This window comes from Lipingzhangella halophila, assembly GCF_014203805.1.
GTDB lineage: Bacteria > Actinomycetota > Actinomycetes > Streptosporangiales > Streptosporangiaceae > Lipingzhangella > Lipingzhangella halophila.
In genome coordinates this window covers 5,070,531-5,095,673 of sequence record NZ_JACHJT010000001.1, presented here as the reverse complement: position 1 = coordinate 5,095,673, position 25,143 = coordinate 5,070,531, and the positions used below count along the sequence as shown (strand labels likewise).

The window sequence follows — 25,143 nt, the reverse complement described above, 5'->3', positions numbered from 1 at the left end:
GGGGCACCACCCCTGGACCGCCTGCCGCCCTTGCCGGGCGTCCAACCACCCGCTCACCGCACTGATCCAGCCCCGTGACACGGGCGCGGGGGTGGGCCGCGTACTTCGGTGTCCCGGACGTGTCAGGCCTCGGGGTCGATGGTCTCGGGCTCCAGGCCCAGGAGATTGGCGACCTCCTCCACCACCGTGTCGTAGACGAGGAGCGCCATCTCCTCGGGTTCCCTGGTGCGGATCTCGACCGGCCTGCGGTAGATCGTGATCCGGGCCTTGCCCCCGCCGGCGGACTCAAGGCGGGAGAACGGGATGCCGTCATCGGCGGTGATCCCCGTCGGAACCCGGGGGACGTCTTCGACCAGGAACTCCACGTTCGCCAGTTCCCGCGCCCACACGCGCTCCAGGCGCTCGACAGCGTCGAGTACCAGGTCATCGAAGATCTGCGCCCGGCTACGCGAAATGGGGAGCTGGGGCGGGGTCAAAGGACCCCGTATTCCGCGACCCCTGCGGTCGCGGCGCCGTACCCGGTCGGCTTGGACCCTTTGTCGGTGCACTCGTCGCACGGTTCGAGAGTATGTCATCCTTGCTTCTCGCGCAGCCCCCACGCAATGCGGACACCGCGGGGCGATGCTGGCGCCCAGGCGGGGAAAGGCATACAGTCGGTGACCGTGAGCGTTGTACGACGCTGCTCGCGTACTGCGTGCAGGCAGCCAGCAGTATTCACGCTCACCTATGTCTACGCCGACTCCACCGCTGTGCTCGGACCGCTCGCGGCCTATGTCGAACCACATTGCTACGACCTGTGCGCGATGCATGCCGAGCGGCTCACGGCCCCCCGCGGCTGGGAGGTCGTCCGGCTGCCCGCTGACAACACCGCCGGCGGTCCCGGAAGCGACGACCTTGAGGCGCTCGCGGATGCCGTCCGCGAGGCCGCGCGCCCACCCGCCGCGCACAGTCCGGTGGGGCAGGGCATCGAGACCGGCCGTAAGGGCCACCTGCGTGTCGTCAAGTCCGAGCCGCACCACCAGGACCAGTCGCCGGGCTCCTCCAGCCGCGAGTCCTGAAGGGGCGCGCGCGGCCAGCGGGCTCCTGGGCCGTGGCCCCGGATCTTGTAGTTTGGTAACCGCGTGGGCACCGGCACGCGCGGGGACACCAGTACTGTTCGCGGTCCCCGTGGCGCGGTGGGAGTGCGCGCGACCTGCAACCACCTCGACCCGTTCGGAGTAGCAGTGGGTGACCTCGGTCAGATCTTCAAGGCATACGACGTCAGGGGAGTGGTCCCGGACAGCATCGACGCCGGTGTCGCCCGCGCGATCGGCGCGGGCTTCGCGCGGGTGGTCGGGGCGAGCAGCGTCGTTGTCGCCCACGACATGCGGCCGTCCTCGCCCGAGCTCGCCGCGGCGTTCGCCGAAGGGGTCACGGGACAGGGCGTCGACGTGATCTCGGCCGGCCTGGGCTCGACCGACATGCTCTACTACGCGTCCGGGCACCTCGGGATGCCCGGCGCGGTGTTCACCGCGAGCCACAACCCGGCCGAGTACAACGGGATCAAGATGTGCCGCGAGGGCGCCGCGCCGATCAGCGGCGACACCGGTCTCGACGAGATCCGACGGCTCGCCGAGCTGGGCGCCCCCGAACACGGCGGACCCATGGGGTCCGTCACCGAACGCGACCTGCTGTCGGAGTACGCGGTCTACCTGCGGTCGCTGGTCGACCTCTCAGGTGTGCGCCCCCTCACCGCGGTTGTCGACGCCGGGAACGGCATGGGCGGGTACACCGTGCCGGCCGTGCTCGGCGGGTGGTCGCTGGAGCCCCTGCCCTTGCGGCTCGTGCCGATGTACTTCGAGCTCGACGGCACCTTCCCGAACCACCTGGCGAACCCGATCGACCCGGAGAACATCAAGGACCTGCAGGCCAAGGTGCTGGAGACCGGGGCCGACATCGGATTGGCCTTCGACGGCGACGCCGACCGCTGCTTCGTGGTGGACGAGCGGGGCGAGCCGGTCCCGCCGTCGGCGATCACTGCCATGGTCGCCGTGCGGGAGTTGGCCAAGGAGCCGGGCGCGACCATCATCCACAACCTGATCACCTCGGCCGCGGTACCGGAGATCGTGCGCGAGAACGGTGGCAAGCCGCTGCGGACCCGGGTCGGCCACTCCTTCATCAAGGCGACCATGGCCGAGACCGGGGCGATCTTCGGCGGCGAGCACTCGGCCCACTACTACTTCCGCGATTTCTGGCGCGCCGACACGGGTATGCTCGCGGCGATGCACGTGCTCGGCGTGCTCGGACACGATTCCCGCCCGCTGTCGGAGATCATCGCCGAGTTCTCCCGCTACTCCGCCTCCGGGGAGATCAATTCGGAGGTCGCCGACCAGGAAGGGCGCGCGGCCGCCGTCGAGTCCGCGTACTCGGACCGCCCCGGGGTCAGCATCGATCACCTCGACGGCCTCACGGTGACCTTCGCTGACAACGGTTGGTTCAACCTGCGGGCGTCGAACACCGAACCGCTGCTGCGCCTGAACGTCGAGGCCCCCGATGCGGCGAGCATGGCCAAGCTGCGCGACGACGTTCTCGCCATCGTCCGCGCCTGATTCGGGCCGGGGCCGCCCCGAGCCAACCAATGAGGAGCCCAATGACCGCGAAGATCGACGACTGGCTGCTGGAGATCCTGGCCTGTCCGAAGAGCAAGGCCCCACTGCGCTACGACGACGAGACCGACGAGCTGGTGTGCGACGAGAGCGGACTGGCCTACCCTGTTCGCGATGGCATCCCCGTGCTGCTCGTTGACGAGGCCCGGGAGATCGCCTAGGGAATGGGGCGTCTCGGGTCAGCGTGGTGGCCGGCGCTCCTCCCGGGAGCGCTCGGCGAGCGTGTCCCAGCGGGGCCTGGGTAGCGGGGCGCACGACGGGCCGCGAGGAGCTTCGCGGCGAACGCCGTCCGTGGGGCCGCGAGCCTGAAAGGGGCCCGAATCATGACCTGGTCTTGGCGGTATTTCCGGCGGTGATGGGAGGGCTCCGTGGCGCTGCTGTTCGAGGAGCACCGGATCGACGAGCTTGGCGCGGACTCCGACGCGTTCCGCGGCGTCGCGTCCGCCGCGGCGCGCCTTCGCGCGGCACGGTCGGCCGCGCTTGAGGCAGATCTCGACCGGATCCGCGCCGAAGGCCGCCCCCGGTCCATCGTGGTGGCCGGCTCCGGCGCCGCGGTGCTGGCCGGTGACATTCTCGAATCGGTCGCCGGATCCGGATTCCCCGTTCCGGTCCACACCGTGCGCGACTACCGGTTGCCCGGATGGGTTTCGGGGCACGATCTTGTCGTCGCCGTCGCGTCCACATCCGGCCACGACGCTGAGGTCGCCGCAAACCTCGCCGCCGAGGCGGCGCGGCGGGGCTGCCGCCTCCTTTCGGTGGAGCCCGCTGGCGGCCCCATTGCGCCGTACGCTGAGCAGTCGCGCTCACCCCAGATAGTGCTGCCGCCCGCGGGTGACGAGTCCCAGGCACCGTGGGGGGTAGTTGCCGCGCTCCTCACAGCCGTCGACGCGGCCGGTGTCCCGGGGGTCCCCGACACCAGCTACGAGGCCGCGGCCGTGCGGCTCGAAGAGACCGCGCAGGAGTGCCGCCCTGGAGCTGAGAGCTGGGAGAACCCCGCCAAGACGCTTGCGCTCGATCTCGGCGGGTCGCTTCCGGTGTTCTGGGCGGCTACTCCTCCGACGTCCGCGGCGGCTACCCGCTTCGCTTCCGCTCTTGCGGCGAATGCCCGTTATCCTGCTCTTTGCGGTCGACTTCCCGGCGCACTGTGGGACCAGTTCGCCACCGCGGACGGGCCTTTCGGCGGAACCGGACCGCGTTCCATCTTCGATGACCCTGTCGAGGATGGCGCGACGCGGCTTCTTGCGGTACTGCTGCGTGACTCCGGGGAATCCCCGGAGGAGGCCGAGGACATGACGGCTGTCGCCGAGGGGGCGCGGCAACGCGGCGTGACCGTCCGGGAGCTCTCCGCGGGCGAAGGGCACGTGCTTGAGCGTCTTGCCGGTTTGATCGCACTAGCCGATTACGCCAGTGTGTATCTTGCTGTTGCGTATGGCGTTGACCCCCTGACCCATACCCTGGTCGTGCGCTAGCGCCGGCCACGACCTCACTGGAGGACTTCGATGCCCGGTCCCGAGTCGCTGCTACCGAGCGATCCCACCGCGTTCGGTCAGTACAGCGTGGTCGGTCGTCTGGGGAAGGGCGGTCAAGGAGTTGTCTACCTTGGCCGTGACAGCGCGGGCGACGAGGTCGCGATCAAGGTTCTGAACTCCGAGTGGGCAGAGGACGACGACCTTCGCAAGCGCTTCGAGAAGGAGGTCAGCGCGGCCCAGAAGGTCGCGTCGTTCTGCACGGCGGCCATCCACGAGGCCAACCTCAATGAAGAGCCGCCCTATGTGGTGAGCGAGTTCGTGCCGGGCAAGTCCCTGCAGGAGTCCGTCGCCGCCAAGGGGCCGCACAAGGGCGCCGGGTTACAGCGTCTCGCCGTGTCGACCGCCACCGCGCTCGTCGCGATCCACCAGGCGGGCATCGTGCACCGCGACTTCAAGCCGGGCAACGTGCTCCTCGGACCCGACGGCCCCCGGGTGATCGACTTCGGTATTGCCCGCGTGACCGACAGCAGCGCCACGATGACCAACTCGATCATGGGCACGCCGTCCTACATGGCGCCCGAGCAGATCGAGGGCAAGGGGGTCACCGACAAGGTCGACATCTTCGCCTGGGGCTGCGTCATGGCGTTCGCCTCGACGGGCAACGCGCCTTTCGGTGCTGACAGCGTGCCGGCCGTGGTCCACCGGGTCGTCAGCTCCCCGCCCGAGCTTGAGGGCCTGCCCGATTCTCTGCGACCCACCGTCGAAGCCTGCCTGAACAAGGACCCGGCCCAGCGCCCCAACGCGCAGGGTCTGCTCATGCGGCTTCTCGGGCACGAGACCACCGAGCCCGCCTCGCCCGAAGAGGTCGTCAAAGAGGGCGAGCGCGTCGCCGAGACCAACGTCCCGAGCGGGCCGCAGCAGCCGCCGGGGCCCATGGGGCCGAGCGGGCCGCAGACCCCGCCGCCCGCCCCTCCCGGGGGGATGGGACGCCCGATGTCGGGGCCGCAACAGGGCGGGTTCGGCCCGCCGCAACAACCTCCGATGGGCCCGCAAGGACCGCAGGGGCCACCGCAGCAGATGCCGGGACCGGCCCCAACGGGCGGGCACCCCGGTATGGGCGGCGCGCCGCACCCGCCCACGATGGGTCCCAACACCATCTACGGCGCGCACCAGATGCCGCAGCCCCCGCAGCAGCCCCCGCCGCAGCAGGAGGACCCCCTGCTGTCCCAGGGGTGGGTGGTCCCGGCCGTGCTGGTCGTGATCATCATTCTGCTGCTTCTGCTGGTCCTCGTCTCGCTGAGTGGTTAGGCCGGTGCGCACCCTCATCGCCGATACTTGAGCATTCCGTTCCTTTGTAGCGCTCCAAAGGAACGGAATCCGCAAGATCGGCGCAGAACCAGGCCGTGCTGCCCTCGCCGGATGCCCAACCACCCGCCCGCCTCACCGACCTGGCGGGCGCGCCGAGCGCCGCTGGTTCAGCACAGTGCCCGGAAGAGCCGGCCGACGGCGCGCGCGGTCACGTCATCCACGAACTCCTCCAACTCGGTCCGACGGTCGTCCAGGCTGTCCGTGGGGAGCAGGGTCACGCAGTCGGTGCAGGCCGGATCGAGGACGTCCAGGGAGCGGTCCGCGGTGGTCAGCCAGGCGTCGGCGGTCACGGCGAGTACCCCGGTCGGCGGCGACCCCACGTCCTGGACCAGGATCAGCAGCCGCAGTGCCGCGTCCGCCGCGGTGACTTCGAGCGACGCCCACCGGCACCCCGGCCCTCGGCGGAACAGCGCCCGCGCTGCAGCGGCGTCGCACCGGCCCCGCTCAGGCGCGGTGCCGATGTCGCCCGCGGTCACCTCCACCCGGGCGTCCGGGTCGAGCTCGTTCAGCACCATCGTGAACGGGGAGCTGCGGGTGCGGGTGCGTTCCAGGACGCACCGGTGCAGCGCGGCGGACAGCGGCCCCGATCCGTGCGCAGCGGCCGACGGAGCGGGGGACTGACCGGAGTCGTGTCCCGCCCGGCTCAGCTCGCCGCGCATGGCGACCATCTGCAGCTCGGCGAACAGGGCGACGAACGCGAGGAGCCGCTCGCGCTCGTCCCGCTTCGCCTCGGCCGCCTGGTACGCGCCGGCCAGCCGGTGGTCCATGACGAGCGGGGGATACGTCGAGCGCAGCAGCGTGAGGCTCGCCAAGGCCCACGGCAGCGGCCGATGGGACAGGGGCGGCGGGGCGGGGCCGGCGTGCCCGGCGGACCGCTCCAGGATCTCCGCACACATCAGGAACAGGTGGGCGGCGCGGACGACCGGGTGGGTCGGCACCGCTGCCGCGTCGGCCAGCCGCTGGCTGTCCGGCTGTGACAGCGGTGCGGCCGCGGCGGAATCCGAGAACGTGCGCGCCAGGTCGCTGAGGTAGGTGCCGCTCAGCCGGAGACCGGTGTGGCAGTCCGCCTCCATGCGCACGAGCGCGTCCTCGCCGCGGCGTGCCCGTTCGGCCAGTCCCGGAGCCGCGGCACCCCGGCCGGCCAGTTCCAGTAGTTCCCGGGTGTGCGATCTGAGGATCGCGCGTCGTCCCGGTACCCGCTGTACGCCGGCCCGGTTGCACTGCTGCTCCACCCAGATGTCCCGGAGCCGGTCCAACCGTGCGAGCCGGCGGCGCACCGGATCGGGAAGGTGTTCCGGCGCGAGGTCGCGTTCAATTACCGAATCCACGTTCGGGAACGTAGCCAGCGCGGCGGAGCCAGAAACCCGCTTCGCGGATTTGCTACGGACGGTTTTGCGGCCCCGTCCCGGCCGCCCGAATCGCGGAACGGCGCGCGAGTCATGCTGGCGTGGCCCGCGGTTCAGATTCCCGCCCCTCACGCGTAACGGACGTGGTGCACACTGCCACGCGACCTCTCTACGCGCCCCAAGGTGGAAAACACCCCTGTGCACGCTTCCCTGATGGCCACGCTGCGGCCGGAGCGCCGTTCCGCGGGCGAGACGAGCGCGCCCACGCGCGTCACCGGCGGTCGGTACCGGCCCGAGATCCAAGGGCTGCGGGCCGTCTCGGTGCTGCTCGTGGCCGTGTACCACATCTGGTTCGGCCGAGTCTCCGGTGGCGTTGACGTCTTCCTGCTCCTCACCGGATTCCTGATCACCGGCTCACTGCTTCGCACGGTCGAGCGGCGCGGCGCGGTGGCCTTCGGCGCGTTCTGGGCCCGGCTGGCCAAGCGCCTCCTGCCACCCGCGGCCGTTGTGCTCGCCGGAATCCTCGCCGCGACCTGGCTGGTGCTGCCACCTGACCGGTGGCGCGAGACGATCGGCGAGATCATCGCGTCGGCGCTGTACTACCAGAACTGGCAGCTTTCCCTTAACTCGGTCGACTACCTCGCGCAGAACAACGTGGCCAGTCCGGCGCAGCACTTCTGGTCGCTGTCCATCCAGGGGCAGTTCTACCTGTTGTGCCCGGTGCTGGTGGCACTCGCAGCCGGTCTCGCGGCGCGGCGGGGCTGGTCGCCGAAGCGGGTCCTCCTGGGCGCGCTGGCGGCGCTCTTCGTTGTGTCGTTGAGCTACTCGGTACTGGTGACCGAGGTGAACCAGCAGTGGGCGTACTTCGACACCGGTGCGCGGCTGTGGGAGTTCGCGCTCGGCGGCGCCCTGGCCATCGTCCTGGACCGGCTGTCGGTGGCCCGCTCGCTCCGGATCGCCATGGGCTGGCTCGGGCTGGCGGCCCTGGCCTCCTGCGGCATCCTGCTCCAGGTGTCGACCGTGTTCCCCGGCTATGCGGCGCTGTGGCCGACACTCGCCGCGGTACTGGTCATCGTGGCCGGCAGCACGGGGTCCCCGTTCGCGGTGGACCGGCTGTTGAACTGCGCGCCGATGCACTACATCGGCAATATCTCCTACGCGCTGTACCTGTGGCACTGGCCGATACTCGTTTGCTACCTGACGGTCACCGATCGCAGCGTGCCGAGCCTGGTGGGCGGCTCCGCCGTCCTGGCGGTCTCGATCGTGCTGGCCGCCGCGACCACCTGGCTCACCGACAACGGCCTGGAACGGCTCACCCGCACCCGGACCACCCCCATGTGGTCCCTGGCCGTGGGTCTGGTGTTCATCCTTCCGGTGGTCACGGCGGGCGCGGGATGGTCGACGTACCTCGCCGAGCAGCAGCGCGAGCGCGCGGAGCTCGCCGCCGACCCGACCAAGTACCCCGGGGCGGCCGCCGGGGAGAACGGGGGCGAGAACTACCCGGAGCTGCCGGTCTACCCGTCCCCGGAGGAGGCCGCCGAGGACCTGCCCGTCACCTACGAGAACGAGTGCAACCAGGGCACGACCGGTACCGAGGTCCACACCTGCGAGTACGGGGCTGACGACCCGGAACGCACGATCGCCCTCGTCGGGGGGTCCCACGCGGCGCACTGGTTCCCGGCGCTGGAGGTCATCGCCGAGGAGAACAACTGGAGTGTCGTGAACATCACCAAGGGCGCCTGCCTGTTCACCGAAGCGCCGCAGACGTACAAGGGCGAGGAGTACACCGCGTGCGCGACCTGGAACCAGGGTGTGCTGGAGGAGCTGGAGCGGATTCGGCCCGACGCGGTGTTCACCACAGCGACCAGCACCAGCCTCGACAGCGAGGGCCAGAACGGCGGCGACGGTGAGGGCGTGGTCGAGGGATACCCGGAGCGCTGGGCCGAGCTGGACCGGCTCGGGATCGACGTGATCGCGGTGCGCGACACCCCGCGGTTCGGCTTCGACACGGCGTCCTGCCTGGCCACGAAGGACGCCGCGGAGTGCGGTGGGCAACGCGGCCGGTCGATGGCCGACGAACCCCCCTATGAGGAGCTTGCCGGCGTCCCCGACAACGTGGCCTTCATCGATCTCACCGATCACCTGTGCGAGGGCGACGAGTGTCCCGCGGTGATCGGGAACGTGCTCGTCTACTGGGACGGCAGCCACATGACGGCGACCTTCATGCGCACTATGGCACCCGTGCTGGAGCCGCGGCTGAAGGACGCCGTCAACTGGTGAGCCGGGAGCAGGAGGCGGGCTTCAGCGGCCCTGTCCCCGCTGCTGGAGCAGGCGCAGCGCCTTCTGCTTCTCGAAGTCCATCGCCCGGGCCGGCGGCGGGGCGAGCCGCCCCAGACGCTCGCCGTAGGCGCGGACGCGCGCGAGCGTGGTCGGTTCGGCGAGCATCCGCAGCGCGAAGGAGAGCGCGGCGGGGCTGATGCCGTAGTTGTGTTCCAGCTCCAGCCCGGCCGCGATCGTGCTCAGGTCTTCCTCGGTGAACCTCCGGTGACGGTGCCCGCGCCCGGAGGGCTGTTCTTTGGTCACCGGGAGTAGCCCGAGAGACTCGCGATAGCGGAGCATCCGCGCCGTTGTGTCGATCCTCTCAGCGGCCTCGGAAATGGGCAGCCCATCGCCGGACTCGCGCGGACCGGGATCCCTGCCGGGAGCGGGGAACCGTTGGGTGTGCGGTACGTCGGCCATGGGGGTGAACCCTAGCCGACACGCGAGCCGAACACCGAAAAATCTGACAATGCAGTGTCAATCTCGCCGTTCAAGGCGTGCCCCGGACGCGGGTCGGGCTCTACACTCGAACCGCATCCATCAGGAGGAGTTAGTACGCATGGCATTCGACTACAAAGTCGCCGACCTGTCCCTGGCCGAGCTCGGACGCAAGGAGATCCGGCTCGCCGAGCACGAGATGCCGGGCTTGATGGCCACGCGCGAGGAGTACGGCGCCAGCAAGCCGCTCCGGGGCGCGAAGATCATGGGATCGCTCCACATGACGGTGCAGACCGCCGTTCTCATCGAGACCCTCACCGAGCTGGGCGCTGAGGTCCGGTGGGTGAGTTGCAACATCTTCTCCACCCAGGACCAGGCCGCCGCGGCGGTCGTGGTGGGACCGAACGGGACCCCGGACAACCCCCAGGGTGTCCCGGTGTTCGCCTGGAAGGGCGAGACGCTGGAGGAGTACTGGGAGTGCACCGAGACCGCGCTGACCTGGCCCGGCGGTGACGGCCCCAACATGATCCTGGACGACGGTGGCGACGCCACCATGCTCGTCCACAAGGGCGTCGAGTTCGAGAAGGCCGGCGCCGTCCCCCAGCCGACCGCCGAGGACCCCGACGAGTTCAAGGTCGTCCTGGAGCGGCTGCGCAACAGCCTGGCCGCCGACCCGAAGAAGTGGACCACGATCGCGTCCCGGATCAAGGGCGTGACCGAGGAGACCACCACGGGCGTGCACCGTCTCTACGAGATGCACCGCGGTGGCGAGCTGCTCTTCCCGGCGATCAACGTCAACGACTCGGTCACCAAGAGCAAGTTCGACAACAAGTACGGCTGCCGCCACTCCCTCATCGACGGCATCAACCGCGCCACCGACGTGCTCATCGGCGGGAAGGTCGCCCTCGTCGCCGGTTTCGGGGACGTTGGCAAGGGCAGCGCCGAGTCGCTGCGTGGCCAGGGCGCCCGGGTGCTGGTCACCGAGATCGACCCGATCAACGCCCTGCAGGCCGCGATGGAGGGCTACGAGGTCACGACGGTCGAGGACGCCGTCGAGGTTGCCGACATCTTCGTGACCACCACCGGCAACTTCAACATCTTCACCGCTGAGCACATGAAGCGGATGAAGCACAACGCCATCGTCGGCAACATCGGCCACTTCGACAACGAGATCGACATGGCCGGCCTGGAAGCCATCCCGGGCATCAAGAAGACCGAGATCAAGCCGCAGGTGCACGAGTACGCCTTCCCGGACGGGCACAGCATCCTGGTGCTGTCCGAGGGCCGGCTGCTCAACCTGGGCAACGCCACGGGGCACCCCAGCTTCGTCATGTCGAACAGCTTCACCAACCAGACGATCGCCCAGATCGAGCTGTTCACCAAGACCAGCGAGTACCCCACCGGCGTCTACATGCTGCCCAAGCTCCTGGACGAGAAGGTCGCCCGGATGCACCTCGACGCGCTCGGGGTGAAGCTGACCGAGCTCACCAAGGAACAGGCCGCCTACATCGGTGTGGACGCGGCCGGGCCGTACAAGCCCGAGTACTACCGCTACTAGTGGCAGACTGCTGCGCATATGGCAGTACCACCGAATGACGTCGCGGACCTCGGCCTGGCTCAGGCCGGGGTCCGCCGCGTCGACTGGGCCGAGCGCGCCATGCCCGCGCTGCGCCGGATCCGGGAGCGCTTCGTCGCGGAGCAGCCGCTGACGGGCGTGCGGGTCGCCGCGTGCATGCACGTCACGGCCGAGACCGCGAACGCCATGCGCACGTTGCGTGCCGGCGGCGCCGAGATCGCGCTGGCCGCGTCCAACCCGCTGTCCACCCAGGACGACACGGCCGCCGCGCTGGCGGCCGAGTACGGGGTGGCGGTGTACGCGCGAGCGGGGATGGACCAGGCCAGCTACGACCGCAACCTCGCCGCGGTCCTGGAGGGGTCCCCGCACATCCTCCTTGACGACGGGTGCGACCTGGTGAACATCGTCCACCGGGAGCGGCCGGAGCTGCTGTCCGGGCTCACCGGTGGCTGCGAGCAGACCACCACCGGGGTGATCCGGCTCCGCCAGATGGAGCGCGAGGGCGCGCTGAAGCTGCCCATGGTCGCGGTGAACGACACCGCCACCAAGCGGATGTTCGACAACCGCTACGGGACCGGGCAGTCCACGATCGACGGCATCATGCGCGCCACGAACGCGATGCTCGCCGGCCGGACCGTGGTCGTCGCGGGCTTCGGCTACTGCGGCCGCGGGTTGGCCGAACGGGCCCGGGGGATGGGCGCCCGGGTCATCGTCACCGAGGTCGACCCGGTCAAGGCGCTGGACGCGGTGATGCAGGGGTACACCGTTCTCCCCATGGAGCAGGCCGCCGCCGAGGGTGACGTGCTGGTGACCGTGACAGGAAACCGCGACGTGATCCGCGCTGAGCACATCGCCCAGCTCAAGGACGGTGCGGTCCTCGCGAACTCCGGGCACTTCGACGTCGAGATCGACCTGCCGGCGCTGGAGTCCCTCGCGGTCGAGGTGCGAGAGGTGCGCCCGCAGAGCGACGAGTACGTGCTCGCTGACGGCCGCCGCATCGTCCTACTCGCCGAGGGGCGGCTGCTCAACCTCGGAGCGGCCGAAGGCCACCCGGCGGCGGTGATGGACATGTCGTTCTCGGTGCAGGCGCTGACCGTTGCCTGGCTCGTGGGCCAGCACAGCAGCCTCGCCCCGGGTGTGCTGGATGTTCCCGAGGAGATCGACAACGAGGTCGCGCGCCTGGAACTGGAGGCGCTCGGGGTTGGCATCGACCACCTCACACCCGAGCAGGAGGAGTACCTTCACTCCTGGCGGGAGTGAGGCGGACCGCCCCGTTGCTCCTGCCTCCGGGCCGCCTTCTCCTCCTCGCGGCGGCGGCGTTCGGCCAGAACGGCGGCGAGGTAGCCGACCGGCGGCGTGCCCTCCGGCGGGGGAGGGCTGACCGAGGCCGACACCAGGCCGGCGATCCGCTCCCCCATATCGCGGCGCGCCTGCTCGGTGAGCTCGGAGTAGCGCAGCACGTACTGGCGCGCCATCGCGACCGTGTCCGGGGTGAGCGCGGACATCTCGGCCGCCGCCGCCCACTCGGCGAGCTGCGGCGGCATCGGGACGGCCTCCTTGGGCTTGCGCCCCGAGCGCTCCTCGACCACCAGGGTGCCGGCCACGAAGTCGCCGATCCGCCTGCCGTCACGGTTGATCATCGAGCTGATCAGGGCGACGACGCCCCAGACCGCCCAGATCTCCACCGCGGCGCACAAGCCCCGCGCGAGCGCCTGGCGGAACTGTTCCGGAGAGCCGTCGGTGCCGACCACGCGCAGCCCCATGACGAGCTTGCCGAGGGAACGGCCGCGCGTGAGGGTCTCGAAAGCGGTCGGGTAACCCACGACAACCAGCACCATGCTGCCGACGACCACGGCCGCCATCACCGCGGTGTCCAGGTCGGCGCCGACCCGCAGGGCCACCTGGTTGGCCAGGTACAGCAGGATGAGCTGCAGGACCAGGTCGAACGCCAGCGCGACCATCCGGGTGGCGAACCCGGCCGGGCGCAGGTCCAGTACAACGGCGTCCCCCGTGACCACGGAGGACTGGTCGCCGTAGGCTCCGCCGCCCGGATGTGTCACCGTCATCGCTCCCGGTCGCTTCCGTATTGTCGCGCTGCCACCCTCCAGTTTGGCAGCACTCCGGAGGGACCACCGCCACGGGCGGTGTCGGTAGAGTCCTGTGCGTGGATCTCGACGTTTACGCCGCCGCGCACCGCAGTGACTGGAACCGCCTGCAGCAGTTGGTGCGCCGGCGCCGCCGGCTCACCGGGGCCGAGGTGGACGAGCTCGTTGAGCTGTACCAGCGGGTCTCCACCCACCTCTCGGTCGTCCGCTCCTCCGGTCAGGACCCGGCACTCGCCGGATGGCTGTCCGGGCTGGTGGCGCGGGCACGATCGGCGGTCTCGGGCGCGCACGAGCCCGCGTGGCGCGACGTGGTCCGGTTCTTCACCCGGATCTTCCCCGCCGTGCTGTACCGGCTCCGGTGGTGGTGGATCTGGGCCGCTGCCGGCTCCCTGGCACTTGCCACGGTCGTGGCGGTCTGGCTGGTCCTGGACCCCGCCGCGCTGGCGGCCCTGGGCACGCCGGAGGAGATCCGGGCCTACGTCGAGCACGATTTCGCCAACTACTACGTGGAGCATCCGGGGGCCTCCTTCGCCGCCCAGGTGTGGACGAACAACGCGTGGGTAGCCGCGCAGGCCCTCATCTACGGGGTGTTCCTCTGCGTGCCCACGCTCGTCGTCCTCGCGATAAACGCGGCGAACCTGGGCGCCGCCGCCGGAATGATGTTCGCGAACGGCAAGGGCGACATCTTCTTCGGCCTGATCCTGCCGCACGGGCTCCTCGAACTGACCGCGGTGTTCGTCGCCGCCGGCGTCGGGCTGAAGCTCGGCTGGACCATCATCGCGCCCGGGCCGCGCCCCCGGGTGCGGGCCCTCGCCGAGGAAGCGCGCCCGGCCATCGCGGTCGCGCTGGGCCTGGTACTGGTGCTGTTCATCTCCGGGCTGATCGAGGGGTTCGTCACCGGGTGGGTGCACACCACCTGGCTGCGTATCGGTATCGGGGTCGTGGCCGAGGTGCTGTTCCTGACCTACGTCTACACCCTCGGCCGCGCGGCCCACCGCGACGGCGAGACGGGCGACATCCTCCGGCGCCCGGAGGCCGCCCCGGTGGCGGGGTGAGCGCTACGTCCTCAGGGCCTGCGCCTGGCGGCACCAAGGTAGATTCCCAGCGCCGTTCCCGCGATCGCCGCCGCGGAATCCCACAGCATTACCTCCAGGGTGATGCCGGAACGGAAGTACAGGAGCAGCATCCCCGTGGCGATGAGGGCCAGCGGACCGAGGGCGGCGACCACCGCGGCCGTTAGCCGGCCGAGCCCGGCCCGTCCGACCGCGAGGACCGCGCCGCTCCCCACCATCGTGCCGACGATCGCCGTATGGGCCAGGAACACCATCACCGTGGACATGCCCGAGGCCTGCTCCTCGACGGTGCCGTCCGGGCCCAGCTCTGGCGATCGGACGGCGGTGAGTACCGCGAAGGTGAGGACGTAGCCGACCATGGTGCCCAACCACCCGCCGGCGATGATTGCTGTTGTCCAGCCTGCTGTGCGCAATCCGCGTTCCCTTCCCTGTGGCCCTGCGGACCTACCCGGTGAGTTCGAGGGACTCCGCGAGCCGCTCGACCGTCTCCGGGGCGACGGCGTCCTCCCGCATGCTCACCCGCACCACGTACAGGTCCTCCTCGGCCAGCAGCGCGAAAGCCGTTCCGGAACAGGCGGTGTCGGAGTCGGGACAGGTGTAGGTGTAGTCGAGCCGGCGGGCGTCCTCGGCTCCGTCGACGTCCAGCTCGGTAGGTTCCGCGCGCTCGTAGTTCTGCCCGCTCTCGTGCCGCGTCCCGTCGGCGAGATTGATCGCGTGCGGTACGGAGCTGGCCTGGCCGAAGAAGACCTGGACCACGAGGGCGGCGTCCTCGGGGGTCTTCTCGGGCTGGGCCGCGTAGATGACGGGGGCGTCCACCTCGTCCGGATCCTGGCGGTCCTCGGGCACCTCCACCCATTCCGGAGGAGGGTCCAGCGCCAGGGGGTAACCGTTGACCAGCGGATCGGGCGTGCCCATGCACGCGGCCACACTCGTGAGGGCGGTGACCGCCAGCAGTACGCGCGTGAACCCGTTCACTCGTGCGACTCGGCCAGGCATTCCTCGTACTCCTCGAACTCGCGGACGCCGCTCTCGGGGTCGGGTGCTCCGAGCTGCTGCGACTCGACGGTGCGCTGCTCGCTGGACTCCGTACCGATTTTGGCGCCAAGGCCCAGCCCGAGGGCCACCTTTCCCCCGTAGGTGTTGATGTCGGTGGTCTTGTCCTGGACGATGTTGGACACCGTCGCCTGCTCGTACATCAGTTGCTCGAACTCGTCGCCGTTCTCCGGTTCGGTGAGCAGGGCGTCCTCGTCGGAGAACACTTGGCTGAAGGCGAGCGCGGAGCCGCCGAGCAGCCCGTCCGCTCCCTCCTGCTGGATGTACTCCTCGGCGATCGCGCGTTCCTCGGGGGTGTCCAGCTTCAGGGTGGTGCGGGTCTCGTACACGGTGCTCTCGCCGTCCTTGTCCTTGGCGCCGCCCTTGTTCTTGTCGTACTTGCCGCCGTAGCGGTCCCTGCTGGCCAGCCCGTGCTCGACGGTGGTGACGTACACGATCTCGACCGGCTCATCCGCCTCGTTGCGGGCGATGCGTACCGCGCCGGACAGTTCGCCTTGTGCCTGGCCGCCCTTTCCGGCCACCTCCCCGCCAACGGCGCCCTGCCCGCTGAACTGGTACGTGGTCGCGGTCAGCGGGTTGTCCGGGTCGCGAGTGTCGGTGCGGTGGGCGACCTGGTCACTGAACTTGATCCGGGCGTTCAAGCCGGTGCCGATGTCAATGGGGGTTTCCACCCCGGGCGGTTTCAGGTCGACACCCCCATTCGCGACGCCTCCGAACTCCAGTTGGCCGGTGACCGTGGTGAGCCCCGGGTCGGGGATCTCCGGCGGCGGGTTCATCCAGTAGTAGATCGCCGTGCCGAGGCCCCCACCGGGGCTCCGCATGGCCTGCTCGGCCGTCTGGTTCTCGACGATGTCGTCCCGGAAGCTGTCCGCTTCCTCTTCACTGTCGAAGATCCAGGTGTCTCCGACCGATGCCTTGAGGTAGCCGCCGATCTTGGCCTCGGCACCCAGCTTGTACTCGTCCCCGGCACTGCCCTTGAGCTGGAATGCCTTGCCCTCCACACCGAGCTCGACATTCTGCGGGACGAGTGTGAGCCGGTAGGTGCCGTCGGCCATCTGCTGCTCCGCGAAGGCGTACTCCTCGCCGAACTTGAAAATGCCGATGTAGAGGGAGTACCCAGCGCGGTCCTGGACCTGGTACGCCTCGCAGCGGGGCGGGGTGAAGTCCTGGTCGTCGGCGCTGTTCTCGTCGTCCGCCGAGGACGGCGATTCGCAGTCACCGCTCTCGCCGGGGGCGACGCTGGCGATTCGGCAAAGGGCGTCCTCGATCATCGCGGCGGTGCGCTCCGGTAGCCCCAAGGTCAATGTCGCGGCAACCACGCTTCCGACGAGAATAATTACCGCCGCGTATTCCGTGAAAGAGGCCCCGGAGTCACCGCGTGGATCCCGACGGCTGCAGAGCACCAGTTCCCCCTCGGTCCGACCAAACTACTCCAGAGCGGTTCTGAGGCTAAGCACGGCCAGGGGGGTGGAATAGGCCCAGGAGAAGCGGGCCACCCGGGCCCAAACGTGGGCCCGCAAGGGAGGTTGTGGACGGACTGGAGGCGGGTCTCAGCAGGTGAATCGGGTGAATGCCAAGCCCGAGGGGTCGGGCGGGCCCACGCCGATAGGGACCGTTTCGGCAATCGGCAATTCGGCAGCGCGATCGCGGTCGCACATTGTTCGCCCGATTGTCACCGCGCGCGCCAGGAGCACCGAACCCGATCAGAGTGGGATTCTACTTCCGGCCATTCGGTAACCCACTTCTTGTTGGGTGGTGTTCGCCGAAATGTCACCGGCGTGAGGGCGGCGCGGTTGGCGGCGGTTCCGGTCGCCGCCGCGGCCCCCGGCGTACGAGGTGCGGCCACCCGGTGCCGCGTCGGACCGCCGCGTCCACCGCGGCCGCCGGAGCGGCCCACCCTCGTCCGAAACGGGCGGGCATCGGTGGTGCCGGCGCTGGTCCGCGGCCCGGACACGTGGCCGGTCCCTGAGCCGGCCGCAGGCGGTGCCCGGTCGTTCTAGAGCCGGCCCTGGGCCTTGAGCGCGATATAGGCGTCGGCCAGGGCGGGGGCGATGTGCTCCGGGTCGGCGTCGACGACCTCGGCACCGTACCGGCGCAGCTCGGTGGTGATCCGGCGCCGGTCGGAGGCGGTGCGCTCGGCCGCCGCGGCGCGGTAGACGGAACGGGCGTCGCCGCGTTCCGCGGCCATCTCGGTGACCTGCGGGTCGCCCACGGCGGCGACCAGCAGCAGGTGCCGCGCGGTCAGGGAGGGAAGCATGGGGAGCAGTCCCTCTTCCATGGCCGTGGCGTTCAGGTCGGTGAGCAGTACGACGAGCTGCCTGTTGCGGCTGTGCCCGCCAAGGATGGTGGAGACCAGCCCGGCGGAGTCGGACTCCACCAGCTCCGGCTCCAGCGGCGCCATCGCCTGGACGATCGAGGGAACCGTGCTGCCGCGCCCGTGGCTGCGGACGCGGGCGCGCACCCGGCGGTCGTAACCGAGCAGGTCCACCCGGTCGCCGGCCTTCACGGCAAGGGCGGCCAGCAGCAGTGCGGCGTCCATCGCGTGGTCGAGCCGGGGGGTGTCGCCCACCCGGCCAGCCGAGGTCCGGCCGGTGTCGAGCACCAGCAGGATGCGGCGGTCCCGTTCGGGGCGCCAGGTGCGGACAACGACCGAGTCGCGGCGTGCGGTGGCGCGCCAGTCGATCGAGCGGACGTCGTCGCCCGGCACGTACTCCCGGAGCGAGTCGAACTCACTGCCCTGGCCGCGCACCAGCGCGCTGTGTTGGCCGTCGAGCTCCCGCAGCCGGGCGAGTTTGCCCGGCAGGTGCCGGCGGCTGTGGAACGGCGGGAGCGAGCGGACGGTCCACGCAACGTTGTGCGTGCACTGCCGGGCGGCCAACCCCAGCGGCCCGACGCTGCGCACCGTGACGCCGGACGCGTGCAGGTCGCCGCGCCGCTGCGGGGTGAGGTGGGTCGTGACCCGGCGGCGTTCCCCGCCGGGGATGGAGACGGGGTGGGCTGCGGGCAGGGCGCCGGCGCTCGGCGCCCATGCGTCGCGGAGCACGCCGCGCAGTGTGCGCCGGGCGGGGTTGGCGACGGTCAGGGTCAGAGTGGCGGTCTCGCCGAGCCGAACCGAGGTGTCCCCGTCGCGGTCGAAGGTGATGTTCCGCGGGCTGGGGGCACAGACCAGGTCCGCGGCGATCGCGGCGGCGAGGGCGGCGAGCACCGTCCAGAGGACCCACGTTCCCGCGGATCCGGCGATGAGCACCACGAGTGCACCGGCGAACCCGGCGAACACCGCCCGGCCTGTGACCGCCAACAGTCCCACCTCGTCTCGTCACGACCTCATGTGCGCTGGGCGGGCGAGACAGATCAGGAGGGGGCCGAGAAGGCCCCGGGCGGCTCGCCCGGCCTGGGCAGCAATCTACCCGCCCGTGAAGCGCTGATCGCCAGGCCGGGGATGGGCGGGACCAATGGGCGGCGGTTGGCCGGGGAGGGGAGAGCGGTCCGTGTTTCCGGATAGGGCTGGCTGTCTCGGAGCACGGTCAGTGGCCGGGCGCTGGAGCGCGAGGGGGAGCGCGCTCGGGTTGGAATCGGGCCCGCGTGCGGGGGGGGCGGCGCCGGGCCGCCTCACCCCAGTAGGCGGTGTGCCGTCCAGGAGAGTGCGCGCGACATGCGTTCGGTAGTCATCCCGATGGTGTCGCGCTGGTGGGCGAAGAGGTCGGGGTCGAGGGGAGCGAGGAGCTGGTCTGCCAGAGCCTCGCGGTCGGCTCCCGGTACCTCTGCGAGCAACGTGCCGACATGGGCGCGCCAGAAGGTGTAGGCGCCGGTGGCGAAGCGCTTGTGCCCGGTTTCAGCGCCAAGCGCCAGCGGCAGGTGGCGGTCCAGAAGGTCGACGGTCGCGGTGTAGAAGGCGGCCAGGCGCTCAGCGGGCGGCGCGCCGGGTCCGAGCGGGGGCGGCCCGTGCATGATCGCCTCCTGGAGGCGCCGCTCGTGCTCGTCGAGCAGGGCGACGGCCACCGACCCCGTGTCCGGATAGCGCCGGTACAGCGTGGCGCGGCCGACGCCCGCCTCCCTCGCGATGTCCCGCATGGTGACGGTCCGGGGGTCGTTCTCGGCGAAGAGGCGCTCGGCCGCGGCCAGGATGCGCGAGCGGTTGAGCGCGGCGTCGGCGCGCTCGCCGGAGCCCTCCGGATGGGGAGTCGCGTCAGGCCGCGTAGTGACCTGGTGCACGGGGGTGGGGTCACCGTCTTCCATGCCCACGATCGTACTCCACTCGGCGATCAAATGGACACTGTGCCCATATACATGCTAAATATTGTGGTTAACCGGACATCGTGTCCGGAGATCGTCGAGGAGAGAGTCATGCAAACCGCACTGCTCGCGGCGGCACTGCTGATCGGCTGCCTGCTGGCCGTACAGGCCTCGGTGAACCAACAGCTCAACAAGGCCGTCGGCACCCCATTCGGCGCGTCGGCCCTCCAGTTGGCCCTGGCCACCGGTCTGCTTTTGGTGCTGAGCCTGTTCGCGGGAGCGGGCACTGATCTCGCCGGTGTGGCGGACGCACAGTGGTGGCACCTGCTGGGTGGCCTGGCCAGCCCCTTCTACATCACCAGCGGAATCCTGCTCATCCCCCGGCTGGGCGCGGTCACCACCGTGGGGCTGTTCGTTTCGGGGCAGATGTTCGCCTCGGTCGCCCTGGACCTGAGCGGTGCCCTGGGCGTCGAACAGCGGCCGCTGTCCCCGGGCATGGCGGCGGGCGGCCTCGCTGTACTGATCGGGATCGTCGTGATCGTGCGCGCCCAGAGCCGTGCCGCCGCCTCCGTACCGGTGCCGGCCGCGCCGGGTGGCGGAGGCGCGGCCGTCGCGCTGGAGGACCACCAGGGATTCTCTCCCGGGAGGCTCGGCTGGCCGCTCCTCGGCCTGGCCGCGGGCGGGGTCCTGCCGGCACAGGGCGCGGTCAACGCCCAGTTGCGCGAGGTCCTGGGAGACCCGCTGGCCGTGGCCTCCGTCAGCTTCATCGTGGCCACCCTGGCCATCACCGCGGCCCTGGTGGTACTGCTCGCCACGCACCGGACTCCGCGACCCAGGATGGAACCGCTGGGCCGCATGCCGTGGTGGGGCTGGCTGGGTGCCGCCTGCGCGGTCGGCTACGTCACCGGCACGTTCCTGCTCATCCCCGTTGTCGGGGCCGCCGTGACCATCGCGCTGACCGTCAGCGGCCAGCAGCTCACCTCGGCCGCCATCGACCAGTTCGGCCTCTTCCGCCTCCCTCGGCGCTCGCTGACCTCGGCGCGGGTCATCGGGCTGGTGCTGCTCGTCGCCGGCGCCTTCGCCATCCAGCTTCTCTGACCGGAGCCACCATCCGTGGGCCCTATGGGCCGCCCACGGACCCCAAACCCCGCCCTTCGTAGCTGTCCATCCCCGGGCTCTGGCCCGGAGGGGCGGCCAGAGCCGCCAAAGGCGGACACGCCATCAGCCGCACTCCACCGTCCTGGCTCCAGGATTTCCCGTTCAGAACACCCACAACTTTGGGGGCCGCCATGACCAACGACCTGACGCCGCCATCGGGCACCATCGTCGTCTTCTCCGATATCTGGTGCTCGTTCGCCCACGTGGCCGTCCACCGGCTGCACGCCGCACGCCGCGCATTGGGCTTGGTGGACGAGGTCGCCTTCGACCACCGCGCCTTTCCTCTGGAGCTGCTCAACCACGCCCCGAGCCCACGCTCGGGCACTGACAGCGAGGTAGGCGGCATCGCCTCCCTCGAACCGGACGCGGGCTGGCAGATGTGGCGGTCTCCGGACTGGCTGTACCCGTCGACGACGCTGCCCGCCCTGGAGGCGGTACAGGCCGCCAAGGAGCAGGGCCTGCGCGCGTCCGAAGGGCTCGACCTCGCCCTACGCAGGGCCTTCTGGGCCGAGTCGCGCTGCATCGCGAACCGGGCGGTCATCCTGGAGGCCGCGGCCACCGCGGACGGCGTCGACCCCGACCACATCGCCGCCGCACTCGATGACGGCCGTGCCCGCCGAACCCTTTCCGAGCAGGCCAGGGTCTCGGCCACGGACCGCGTCAACTGCAGCCCGCACCTGTTCCTGCCAGACGGCAGCGACCACGCCAACCCCGGTATCGACGTCGGCTGGGCGGGCGACTACGGAACCGGCTGGCCCGTTGTCGCCTCCGATGACCCCGACGTTTACCGGGACCTCCTTCGCCGCGCCGTGTCCTGACCGCGGCCGGTGGACTCTCGCCCGGGACCCGGCGCCAGGGCACCGGAACCCGGGTGGTTCGGGATCGAGGTGTTCCCCGCGGACTCGGTGTGGCTAGATGAGTTGATTGAAGGACCGCGTGCCGTTACACGTCTGGCGAAAGCAGTGCCCTTATGGCGACCGCCCCAGTATCCTCACCACCTCAGCGCAGCTCTAAGACAGTGGTCGAGAATGGTGCGCTGCGTTACTATGAGGTTTCCGCGAGTTGTGGGGAACGCACATGGCACGTCCGTGGGAAGCAGACGAATCCGCGTCCTTGAAGCGCCGACTCGGAAAATCGCCCAGTGAACTCGGAAACACCGACAAGATCAGCGGTTGTCCGGATGTATGGGAGCTTGACAACGGCGATATCGCCGTCATCGGAGGTGACCTTACTGCGAGGTACGAGGTCGATCTTCCGGATGATGTGAAGATCGACAGCGATGAACGCTTGGTCGTCATCCCCCGCAATGTTCTGATCTCCGTAAACCCTGATGTTCCTGATGCTTGAGCGCATAGCGTCTCTGCCGGGGAGCGGCTGGAACTGGAAACCTATCTCGACCACTTTGAGGCGCGCCTCGATCGTGCGCGTTCTGGTGGTGTCTGGAAACTCGAACGTCGGCAGCATTTCCGCCAACCGGAGAGCAAGAGCTGGTCGGCGTTCGCGCGCGGCGCCTGGGAGGAGGCACTGCGTGCTCTCGATGCGGCTGGCCCGTCCGTTCAGAACGAACTCGGCGCGCTCGCGGAGCTCGGCGTCAGGGTTCGCCGCCTTCGGATCGCTGAGTGGCCTCTAACCCCCTATCTCCAGTGGGAGTTCCACTCCCTTCGCATCCGCCACGGGCACGGCGAGGACATCAGAGTCGGGACAGCCGACCAGGTCGCGCGGTTCGAGGATGACGAGGAACTGCCGGAGATCCTCACTGTCGGCAACGACACCATGTACCGGATCCTCTACACCGACGACGGGATCCTGTGCGGTGCCGTCGCGCACTCGGACGCCGAGCTGATCGCCGCATGCCGTGACGAGATCGTTCGGCTCCACGGTGGGGGAACGCCACTGCCGGAGTACTTCGAGCGCTACGTGGCTGGCCTCGATCCGCCCAATGGCGAGTGACACCCCGTCCGAAGCCGGTAGCGGGAGCCCGCGGCGCTTGGTCCGATCCCGAATCGGGGGTGTATCCGGGCAGGCGGTCCAAGCCGGCGAGGTCATGGGCGGGGTGCATTTTCACGGCCCAGAAGTTCCACGCCCCCGACACCTCGTCAGCTTCCCGGGGATTTCCCCGACTTCGTGAGCGGCCTATTGGCTTGCGGAGATCCTCGGAGCGGGATAACAACCTCGCCGATCTTGCGGAAATCGGTGTCATTCTCGTTGCTGGAGTTTCGGTGTTGTGGGGTGGGGTGAGAGGACGCCCGGGTTGGTGTCGATCGCCGCGGTGGGTGCGTGGTGACGCGTCCGACGAGGGCAGCGAGGACGGCGGATGAGTCAGCCCGCGGTGATCGCTGCGGGTGCCCGATGGTTGCGCACGCGACGAAAGCAGCGACGATGGCGGGTGGGCCAGCCCGCGGTGATCGCTGCGGGTGCCCGATGGTGACGCACCCAACGGGGGCAGCGACGGCGTCGGATGGCCGGAATCCGCCTCCGGGGGTGTGCCAGTGCTCCCACCCGGCGGCGGGCCGCAGCGAGAGTGACTGTGGGGACATTCTCGGCGACGGACCACATCGAGGATGACCGAGAGGACATTCTCGGCGCTGAACATGTCCGCACGGTCACTCTCGCTGCGAAACCCGCACCTACGCCTGCCCGGTTCGCCGCGTTTCGCCCGAAACCTGGTGTCATAGCCACGACCGATGGGCCCCAGTCACGGGCCAGGTCCCCGGGTCGTCGGGCGCGCCACCATCGGGCATCAGTACCGATCACCCGGGGCTGGCCCACCGCCGTCCTCGCCGCCCCGTTGGAAACCCACCACCGGGTACCCGCACCGATATCCGCCAGCCCGGCCCATCCGCTGTCGTCGCTGCTCTCGTTGGGTGCGCCACCATTTGCGGCCAGCACCGGACAAACGTACCCCCATCTGAGGGCACTCGCGCCGACACACCGAAAATCCCGAAACTCGACTCGCTGTGAAGGGCCGATTTCCTCAAGAAGCGTCGGCGCAGATGGGGTGGGCGGGTGGGGCGGGTTACAGCTCCCCGGCGCGGGCGGCGGTGAGGAAGGCGTCCCACTCGGCGGCGGGGAAGGCGAGGTGCCCGGCGTTCGGGCGCTTCGAGTCGCGAAGGGCGGCCCCGGGGGAGAGGGGGGCGACCTCTACGCAGTCCTGCCCTTGAGCGCTGTAGCTGCTCTTGGTGAACGATGAGGGGACGGGGGCCACCTCCAGGCAGTTCTGGCTGGCGCCGCTGTAGCTGCTTTTCCGGAACTGTGGGGGGAGGTGGGCCACTTCGACGCAGTTCGGCTCCTGTCCGCTGTAGCTGCTCTTCCGGAAAACCAACTCGTCGGTCATGGCGTGCTCTCTAGGGATCTGGCTAGGTCGTCGATGAACGTCGCGGTCTGCGAGGTGCTTATAGCTGTGCCCTGGATATCGCCGAATGTCGCGTTATAACGCTCAACGTCTCCAGGTTGCTCAAAGAATACTGAATCAGTCACGGTTCCCACATGGACGATCGGAGCATTGAGAGGGTCGGGAAACTCCAGGATGCTGAACGGGGCGACGAGGGCCGCGTGGGAGCCCACGTCGAACGGGAGCAACTGAATGTCGATGTTGGGTAGTTGGGCCATGTAGAGAAGGTGGCGCATCTGGGCCGCCATGGTCCTGGGGCCGCCGATCATCCGGCGGAGCGCCGCCTCGTCCATCACCACACGTAGCCATACAGGGTCGAACCTGGTCAGGATCTCGCGTCGCGAGATCCGAGCCTGTACGCGGCGTTCGATGTCCTCAGGACCGGTGTACCGACCTCCCTGGAAGAGAGCTTCGGCGTACTCCGGGGTCTGGAGGAGGCCCGGAATCACCAGTCCTTCGAAGCTTCGGATGGCTGACGCCTCGGCCTCGAAGTCCGGCAGCGCCTGGTCTCCGAAGACCTCGCGATACTTCGACCACCACCCGCGCTCCTTGGCATCGCGCGCCAGCGCGTGCATGGCCCGTCGCTTGTCAGGGTCGGTGATCTCGTAGAGGTCCATCAGCTTGTCAAGGTCGCCCGGATTGATCCGCTTGGTCTCGGTTGTCTCGATCTTGCTGATTTTGGAAGCCGTCCAGCCCAGCGCTGTGCCGGCCTGGGCGACGGTGAGGTTGGCGTGTTCGCGGCCTTGTTTCAGTTCGGTGGCGAGCCGACGGAGCCGCAGTGTTGGGCTGTATGGGTTGCGCATGAGCGGGAGTCTAGCGAGATTTTCTCGACAATGTCGAGTTTTTGGTTGACTCTCGACAATGTCGAGTTACTCTTGGTGTGTAGCTGGTAACCGCTGTTTCGGTGCGAATCCACGCGGTCACGCTACTGGTCGCCCGTCGCCTTGTCCGGGGAATGGACCGAAATCA

Annotated in this window: 24 protein-coding genes; 13 read left to right on the top strand and 11 right to left on the bottom strand. The window is 69.6% G+C overall.

Annotation, left to right across the window (positions count from 1 at the left end):
- Positions 1-122 precede the first annotated feature (122 nt).
- Positions 123-575, bottom strand: a complete 453-nt coding sequence (locus tag F4561_RS23175; protein WP_184581549.1) for a metallopeptidase family protein — start codon at positions 573-575, stop codon at positions 123-125.
- A gap of 87 nt (positions 576-662) precedes the next feature.
- On the opposite strand from F4561_RS23175, the gene F4561_RS23170 reads away from it, so the two are divergent.
- The 5 genes from F4561_RS23170 (at position 663) to F4561_RS23150 (ending at position 5,422) form a co-directional block, all read left to right on the top strand.
- The gene (locus tag F4561_RS23170; RefSeq protein WP_184581547.1) at positions 663-1,058 is read left to right on the top strand and encodes a DUF3499 domain-containing protein; all 396 of its coding nucleotides are present in this window, start codon (positions 663-665) and stop codon (positions 1,056-1,058) included.
- Positions 1,059-1,223: 165 nt separating this feature from the next.
- The gene (locus F4561_RS23165; RefSeq protein WP_184581545.1) at positions 1,224-2,588 is read left to right on the top strand and encodes a phosphomannomutase/phosphoglucomutase; all 1,365 of its coding nucleotides are present in this window, start codon (positions 1,224-1,226) and stop codon (positions 2,586-2,588) included.
- 41 nt (positions 2,589-2,629) lie between these two features.
- On the top strand, positions 2,630-2,806 hold the full coding sequence (locus tag F4561_RS23160) for a Trm112 family protein (RefSeq protein ID WP_184581543.1): 177 nt from the start codon (positions 2,630-2,632) through the stop codon (positions 2,804-2,806).
- A gap of 207 nt (positions 2,807-3,013) precedes the next feature.
- On the top strand, positions 3,014-4,114 hold the full coding sequence (locus tag F4561_RS23155; RefSeq protein ID WP_184581541.1) for an SIS domain-containing protein: 1,101 nt from the start codon (positions 3,014-3,016) through the stop codon (positions 4,112-4,114).
- Positions 4,115-4,144: 30 nt separating this feature from the next.
- Positions 4,145-5,422, top strand: coding sequence for a serine/threonine-protein kinase (locus F4561_RS23150; protein ID WP_184581538.1), 1,278 nt, complete (start codon positions 4,145-4,147; stop codon positions 5,420-5,422).
- A 167-nt stretch (positions 5,423-5,589) separates the two neighbouring features.
- Here the strand turns inward: F4561_RS23150 and F4561_RS23145 are convergent, their stop codons facing one another.
- The gene (locus F4561_RS23145) at positions 5,590-6,810 is read right to left on the bottom strand and encodes a hypothetical protein (RefSeq protein WP_184581536.1); all 1,221 of its coding nucleotides are present in this window, start codon (positions 6,808-6,810) and stop codon (positions 5,590-5,592) included.
- 231 nt (positions 6,811-7,041) lie between these two features.
- Between F4561_RS23145 and F4561_RS23140 the strand changes: the two genes are divergently transcribed.
- A complete protein-coding gene (locus F4561_RS23140) occupies positions 7,042-9,108 on the top strand; it encodes an acyltransferase family protein (protein ID WP_184581534.1) in 2,067 nt (688 codons plus the stop codon).
- A 21-nt stretch (positions 9,109-9,129) separates the two neighbouring features.
- Here the strand turns inward: F4561_RS23140 and F4561_RS23135 are convergent, their stop codons facing one another.
- A complete protein-coding gene (locus F4561_RS23135) occupies positions 9,130-9,567 on the bottom strand; it encodes a MerR family transcriptional regulator (protein ID WP_184581532.1) in 438 nt (145 codons plus the stop codon).
- A 139-nt stretch (positions 9,568-9,706) separates the two neighbouring features.
- Between F4561_RS23135 and ahcY (F4561_RS23130) the strand changes: the two genes are divergently transcribed.
- Both ahcY (F4561_RS23130) and ahcY (F4561_RS23125) read left to right on the top strand, forming a co-directional pair.
- Entirely contained in the window at positions 9,707-11,143 is a 1,437-nt protein-coding gene (gene ahcY, locus F4561_RS23130; RefSeq protein WP_184581530.1) for an adenosylhomocysteinase, read from the top strand.
- A gap of 18 nt (positions 11,144-11,161) precedes the next feature.
- Positions 11,162-12,421 carry an adenosylhomocysteinase gene (gene ahcY, locus F4561_RS23125; RefSeq protein ID WP_184581528.1) on the top strand — a complete coding sequence of 420 codons (1,260 nt, stop codon included), beginning with the start codon at positions 11,162-11,164 and terminating at the stop codon, positions 12,419-12,421.
- Here the strand turns inward: ahcY (F4561_RS23125) and F4561_RS23120 are convergent.
- Complete coding sequence (locus F4561_RS23120) at positions 12,403-13,227, bottom strand: RDD family protein (RefSeq protein ID WP_184581526.1); 825 nt, start codon at positions 13,225-13,227, stop codon at positions 12,403-12,405. The genes ahcY (F4561_RS23125) and F4561_RS23120 overlap by 19 nt on opposite strands.
- 98 nt (positions 13,228-13,325) lie before the next feature.
- On the opposite strand from F4561_RS23120, the gene F4561_RS23115 reads away from it, so the two are divergent.
- Entirely contained in the window at positions 13,326-14,321 is a 996-nt protein-coding gene (locus F4561_RS23115; protein ID WP_184581524.1) for a stage II sporulation protein M, read from the top strand.
- Positions 14,322-14,332: 11 nt separating this feature from the next.
- Here the strand turns inward: F4561_RS23115 and F4561_RS23110 are convergent, their stop codons facing one another.
- The 5 genes from F4561_RS23110 to F4561_RS23090 all read right to left on the bottom strand — a co-directional run bounded on the left by F4561_RS23110 (position 14,333) and on the right by F4561_RS23090 (position 19,628).
- Complete coding sequence (locus tag F4561_RS23110; RefSeq protein ID WP_184581522.1) at positions 14,333-14,752, bottom strand: hypothetical protein; 420 nt, start codon at positions 14,750-14,752, stop codon at positions 14,333-14,335.
- Between the two features lie 31 nt (positions 14,753-14,783).
- Complete coding sequence (locus F4561_RS23105) at positions 14,784-15,335, bottom strand: hypothetical protein (RefSeq protein WP_184581520.1); 552 nt, start codon at positions 15,333-15,335, stop codon at positions 14,784-14,786.
- Positions 15,311-16,711, bottom strand: a complete 1,401-nt coding sequence (locus F4561_RS23100; protein WP_312885470.1) for a hypothetical protein — start codon at positions 16,709-16,711, stop codon at positions 15,311-15,313. Before F4561_RS23100 ends, F4561_RS23105 begins: the two co-directional genes overlap by 25 nt.
- Before the next feature lie 677 nt (positions 16,712-17,388).
- Positions 17,389-18,690 carry a DUF58 domain-containing protein gene (locus tag F4561_RS23095; protein ID WP_184581516.1) on the bottom strand — a complete coding sequence of 434 codons (1,302 nt, stop codon included), beginning with the start codon at positions 18,688-18,690 and terminating at the stop codon, positions 17,389-17,391.
- Positions 18,691-19,001: 311 nt separating this feature from the next.
- Positions 19,002-19,628 carry a TetR/AcrR family transcriptional regulator gene (locus tag F4561_RS23090; protein ID WP_184581514.1) on the bottom strand — a complete coding sequence of 209 codons (627 nt, stop codon included), beginning with the start codon at positions 19,626-19,628 and terminating at the stop codon, positions 19,002-19,004.
- Between the two features lie 108 nt (positions 19,629-19,736).
- Between F4561_RS23090 and F4561_RS23085 the strand changes: the two genes are divergently transcribed.
- The 4 genes from F4561_RS23085 (at position 19,737) to F4561_RS34050 (ending at position 22,733) form a co-directional block, all read left to right on the top strand.
- Positions 19,737-20,723: a DMT family transporter gene (locus F4561_RS23085; protein ID WP_184581512.1), complete on the top strand. Its 987-nt coding sequence runs from the start codon at positions 19,737-19,739 to the stop codon at positions 20,721-20,723.
- Between the two features lie 191 nt (positions 20,724-20,914).
- Complete coding sequence (locus tag F4561_RS23080; RefSeq protein ID WP_184581510.1) at positions 20,915-21,601, top strand: DsbA family oxidoreductase; 687 nt, start codon at positions 20,915-20,917, stop codon at positions 21,599-21,601.
- 259 nt (positions 21,602-21,860) lie between these two features.
- Entirely contained in the window at positions 21,861-22,130 is a 270-nt protein-coding gene (locus tag F4561_RS23075; RefSeq protein ID WP_184581503.1) for a hypothetical protein, read from the top strand.
- A gap of 27 nt (positions 22,131-22,157) precedes the next feature.
- Entirely contained in the window at positions 22,158-22,733 is a 576-nt protein-coding gene (locus F4561_RS34050) for a DUF6879 family protein (RefSeq protein ID WP_376773701.1), read from the top strand.
- 1,066 nt (positions 22,734-23,799) lie between these two features.
- Here the strand turns inward: F4561_RS34050 and F4561_RS23065 are convergent.
- Together F4561_RS23065 and F4561_RS23060 are read right to left on the bottom strand one after the other, a co-directional pair.
- Positions 23,800-24,117 carry a DUF397 domain-containing protein gene (locus tag F4561_RS23065; RefSeq protein WP_184581499.1) on the bottom strand — a complete coding sequence of 106 codons (318 nt, stop codon included), beginning with the start codon at positions 24,115-24,117 and terminating at the stop codon, positions 23,800-23,802.
- The gene (locus tag F4561_RS23060) at positions 24,114-24,977 is read right to left on the bottom strand and encodes a helix-turn-helix domain-containing protein (RefSeq protein ID WP_184581497.1); all 864 of its coding nucleotides are present in this window, start codon (positions 24,975-24,977) and stop codon (positions 24,114-24,116) included. The genes F4561_RS23065 and F4561_RS23060 overlap by 4 nt, the downstream gene beginning before the upstream one ends.
- Between the last annotated feature and the right edge of the window lie 166 nt (positions 24,978-25,143).

Excerpts from the sequence above, each read along its gene's own strand:
- F4561_RS23065 (WP_184581499.1), bottom strand. The coding sequence starts at position 24,117 with ATGACCGACGAGTTGGTTTTCCGGAAGAGCAGCTACAGCGGACAGGAG.
- F4561_RS23090 (WP_184581514.1), bottom strand. The coding sequence starts at position 19,628 with ATGGAAGACGGTGACCCCACCCCCGTGCACCAGGTCACTACGCGGCCT.
- ahcY (WP_184581530.1), top strand. The coding sequence starts at position 9,707 with ATGGCATTCGACTACAAAGTCGCCGACCTGTCCCTGGCCGAGCTCGGA.
- F4561_RS23060 (WP_184581497.1), bottom strand. The coding sequence starts at position 24,977 with ATGCGCAACCCATACAGCCCAACACTGCGGCTCCGTCGGCTCGCCACC.
- F4561_RS23075 (WP_184581503.1), top strand. The coding sequence starts at position 21,861 with ATGGCACGTCCGTGGGAAGCAGACGAATCCGCGTCCTTGAAGCGCCGA.
- F4561_RS23135 (WP_184581532.1), bottom strand. The coding sequence starts at position 9,567 with ATGGCCGACGTACCGCACACCCAACGGTTCCCCGCTCCCGGCAGGGAT.
- F4561_RS23140 (WP_184581534.1), top strand. The coding sequence starts at position 7,042 with ATGGCCACGCTGCGGCCGGAGCGCCGTTCCGCGGGCGAGACGAGCGCG.
- F4561_RS23150 (WP_184581538.1), top strand. The coding sequence starts at position 4,145 with ATGCCCGGTCCCGAGTCGCTGCTACCGAGCGATCCCACCGCGTTCGGT.
- F4561_RS23120 (WP_184581526.1), bottom strand. The coding sequence starts at position 13,227 with ATGACGGTGACACATCCGGGCGGCGGAGCCTACGGCGACCAGTCCTCC.
- F4561_RS23160 (WP_184581543.1), top strand. The coding sequence starts at position 2,630 with ATGACCGCGAAGATCGACGACTGGCTGCTGGAGATCCTGGCCTGTCCG.
- ahcY (WP_184581528.1), top strand. The coding sequence starts at position 11,162 with ATGGCAGTACCACCGAATGACGTCGCGGACCTCGGCCTGGCTCAGGCC.
- F4561_RS23175 (WP_184581549.1), bottom strand. The coding sequence starts at position 575 with ATGACATACTCTCGAACCGTGCGACGAGTGCACCGACAAAGGGTCCAA.
- F4561_RS23085 (WP_184581512.1), top strand. The coding sequence starts at position 19,737 with ATGCAAACCGCACTGCTCGCGGCGGCACTGCTGATCGGCTGCCTGCTG.
- F4561_RS23080 (WP_184581510.1), top strand. The coding sequence starts at position 20,915 with ATGACCAACGACCTGACGCCGCCATCGGGCACCATCGTCGTCTTCTCC.
- F4561_RS23105 (WP_184581520.1), bottom strand. The coding sequence starts at position 15,335 with ATGCCTGGCCGAGTCGCACGAGTGAACGGGTTCACGCGCGTACTGCTG.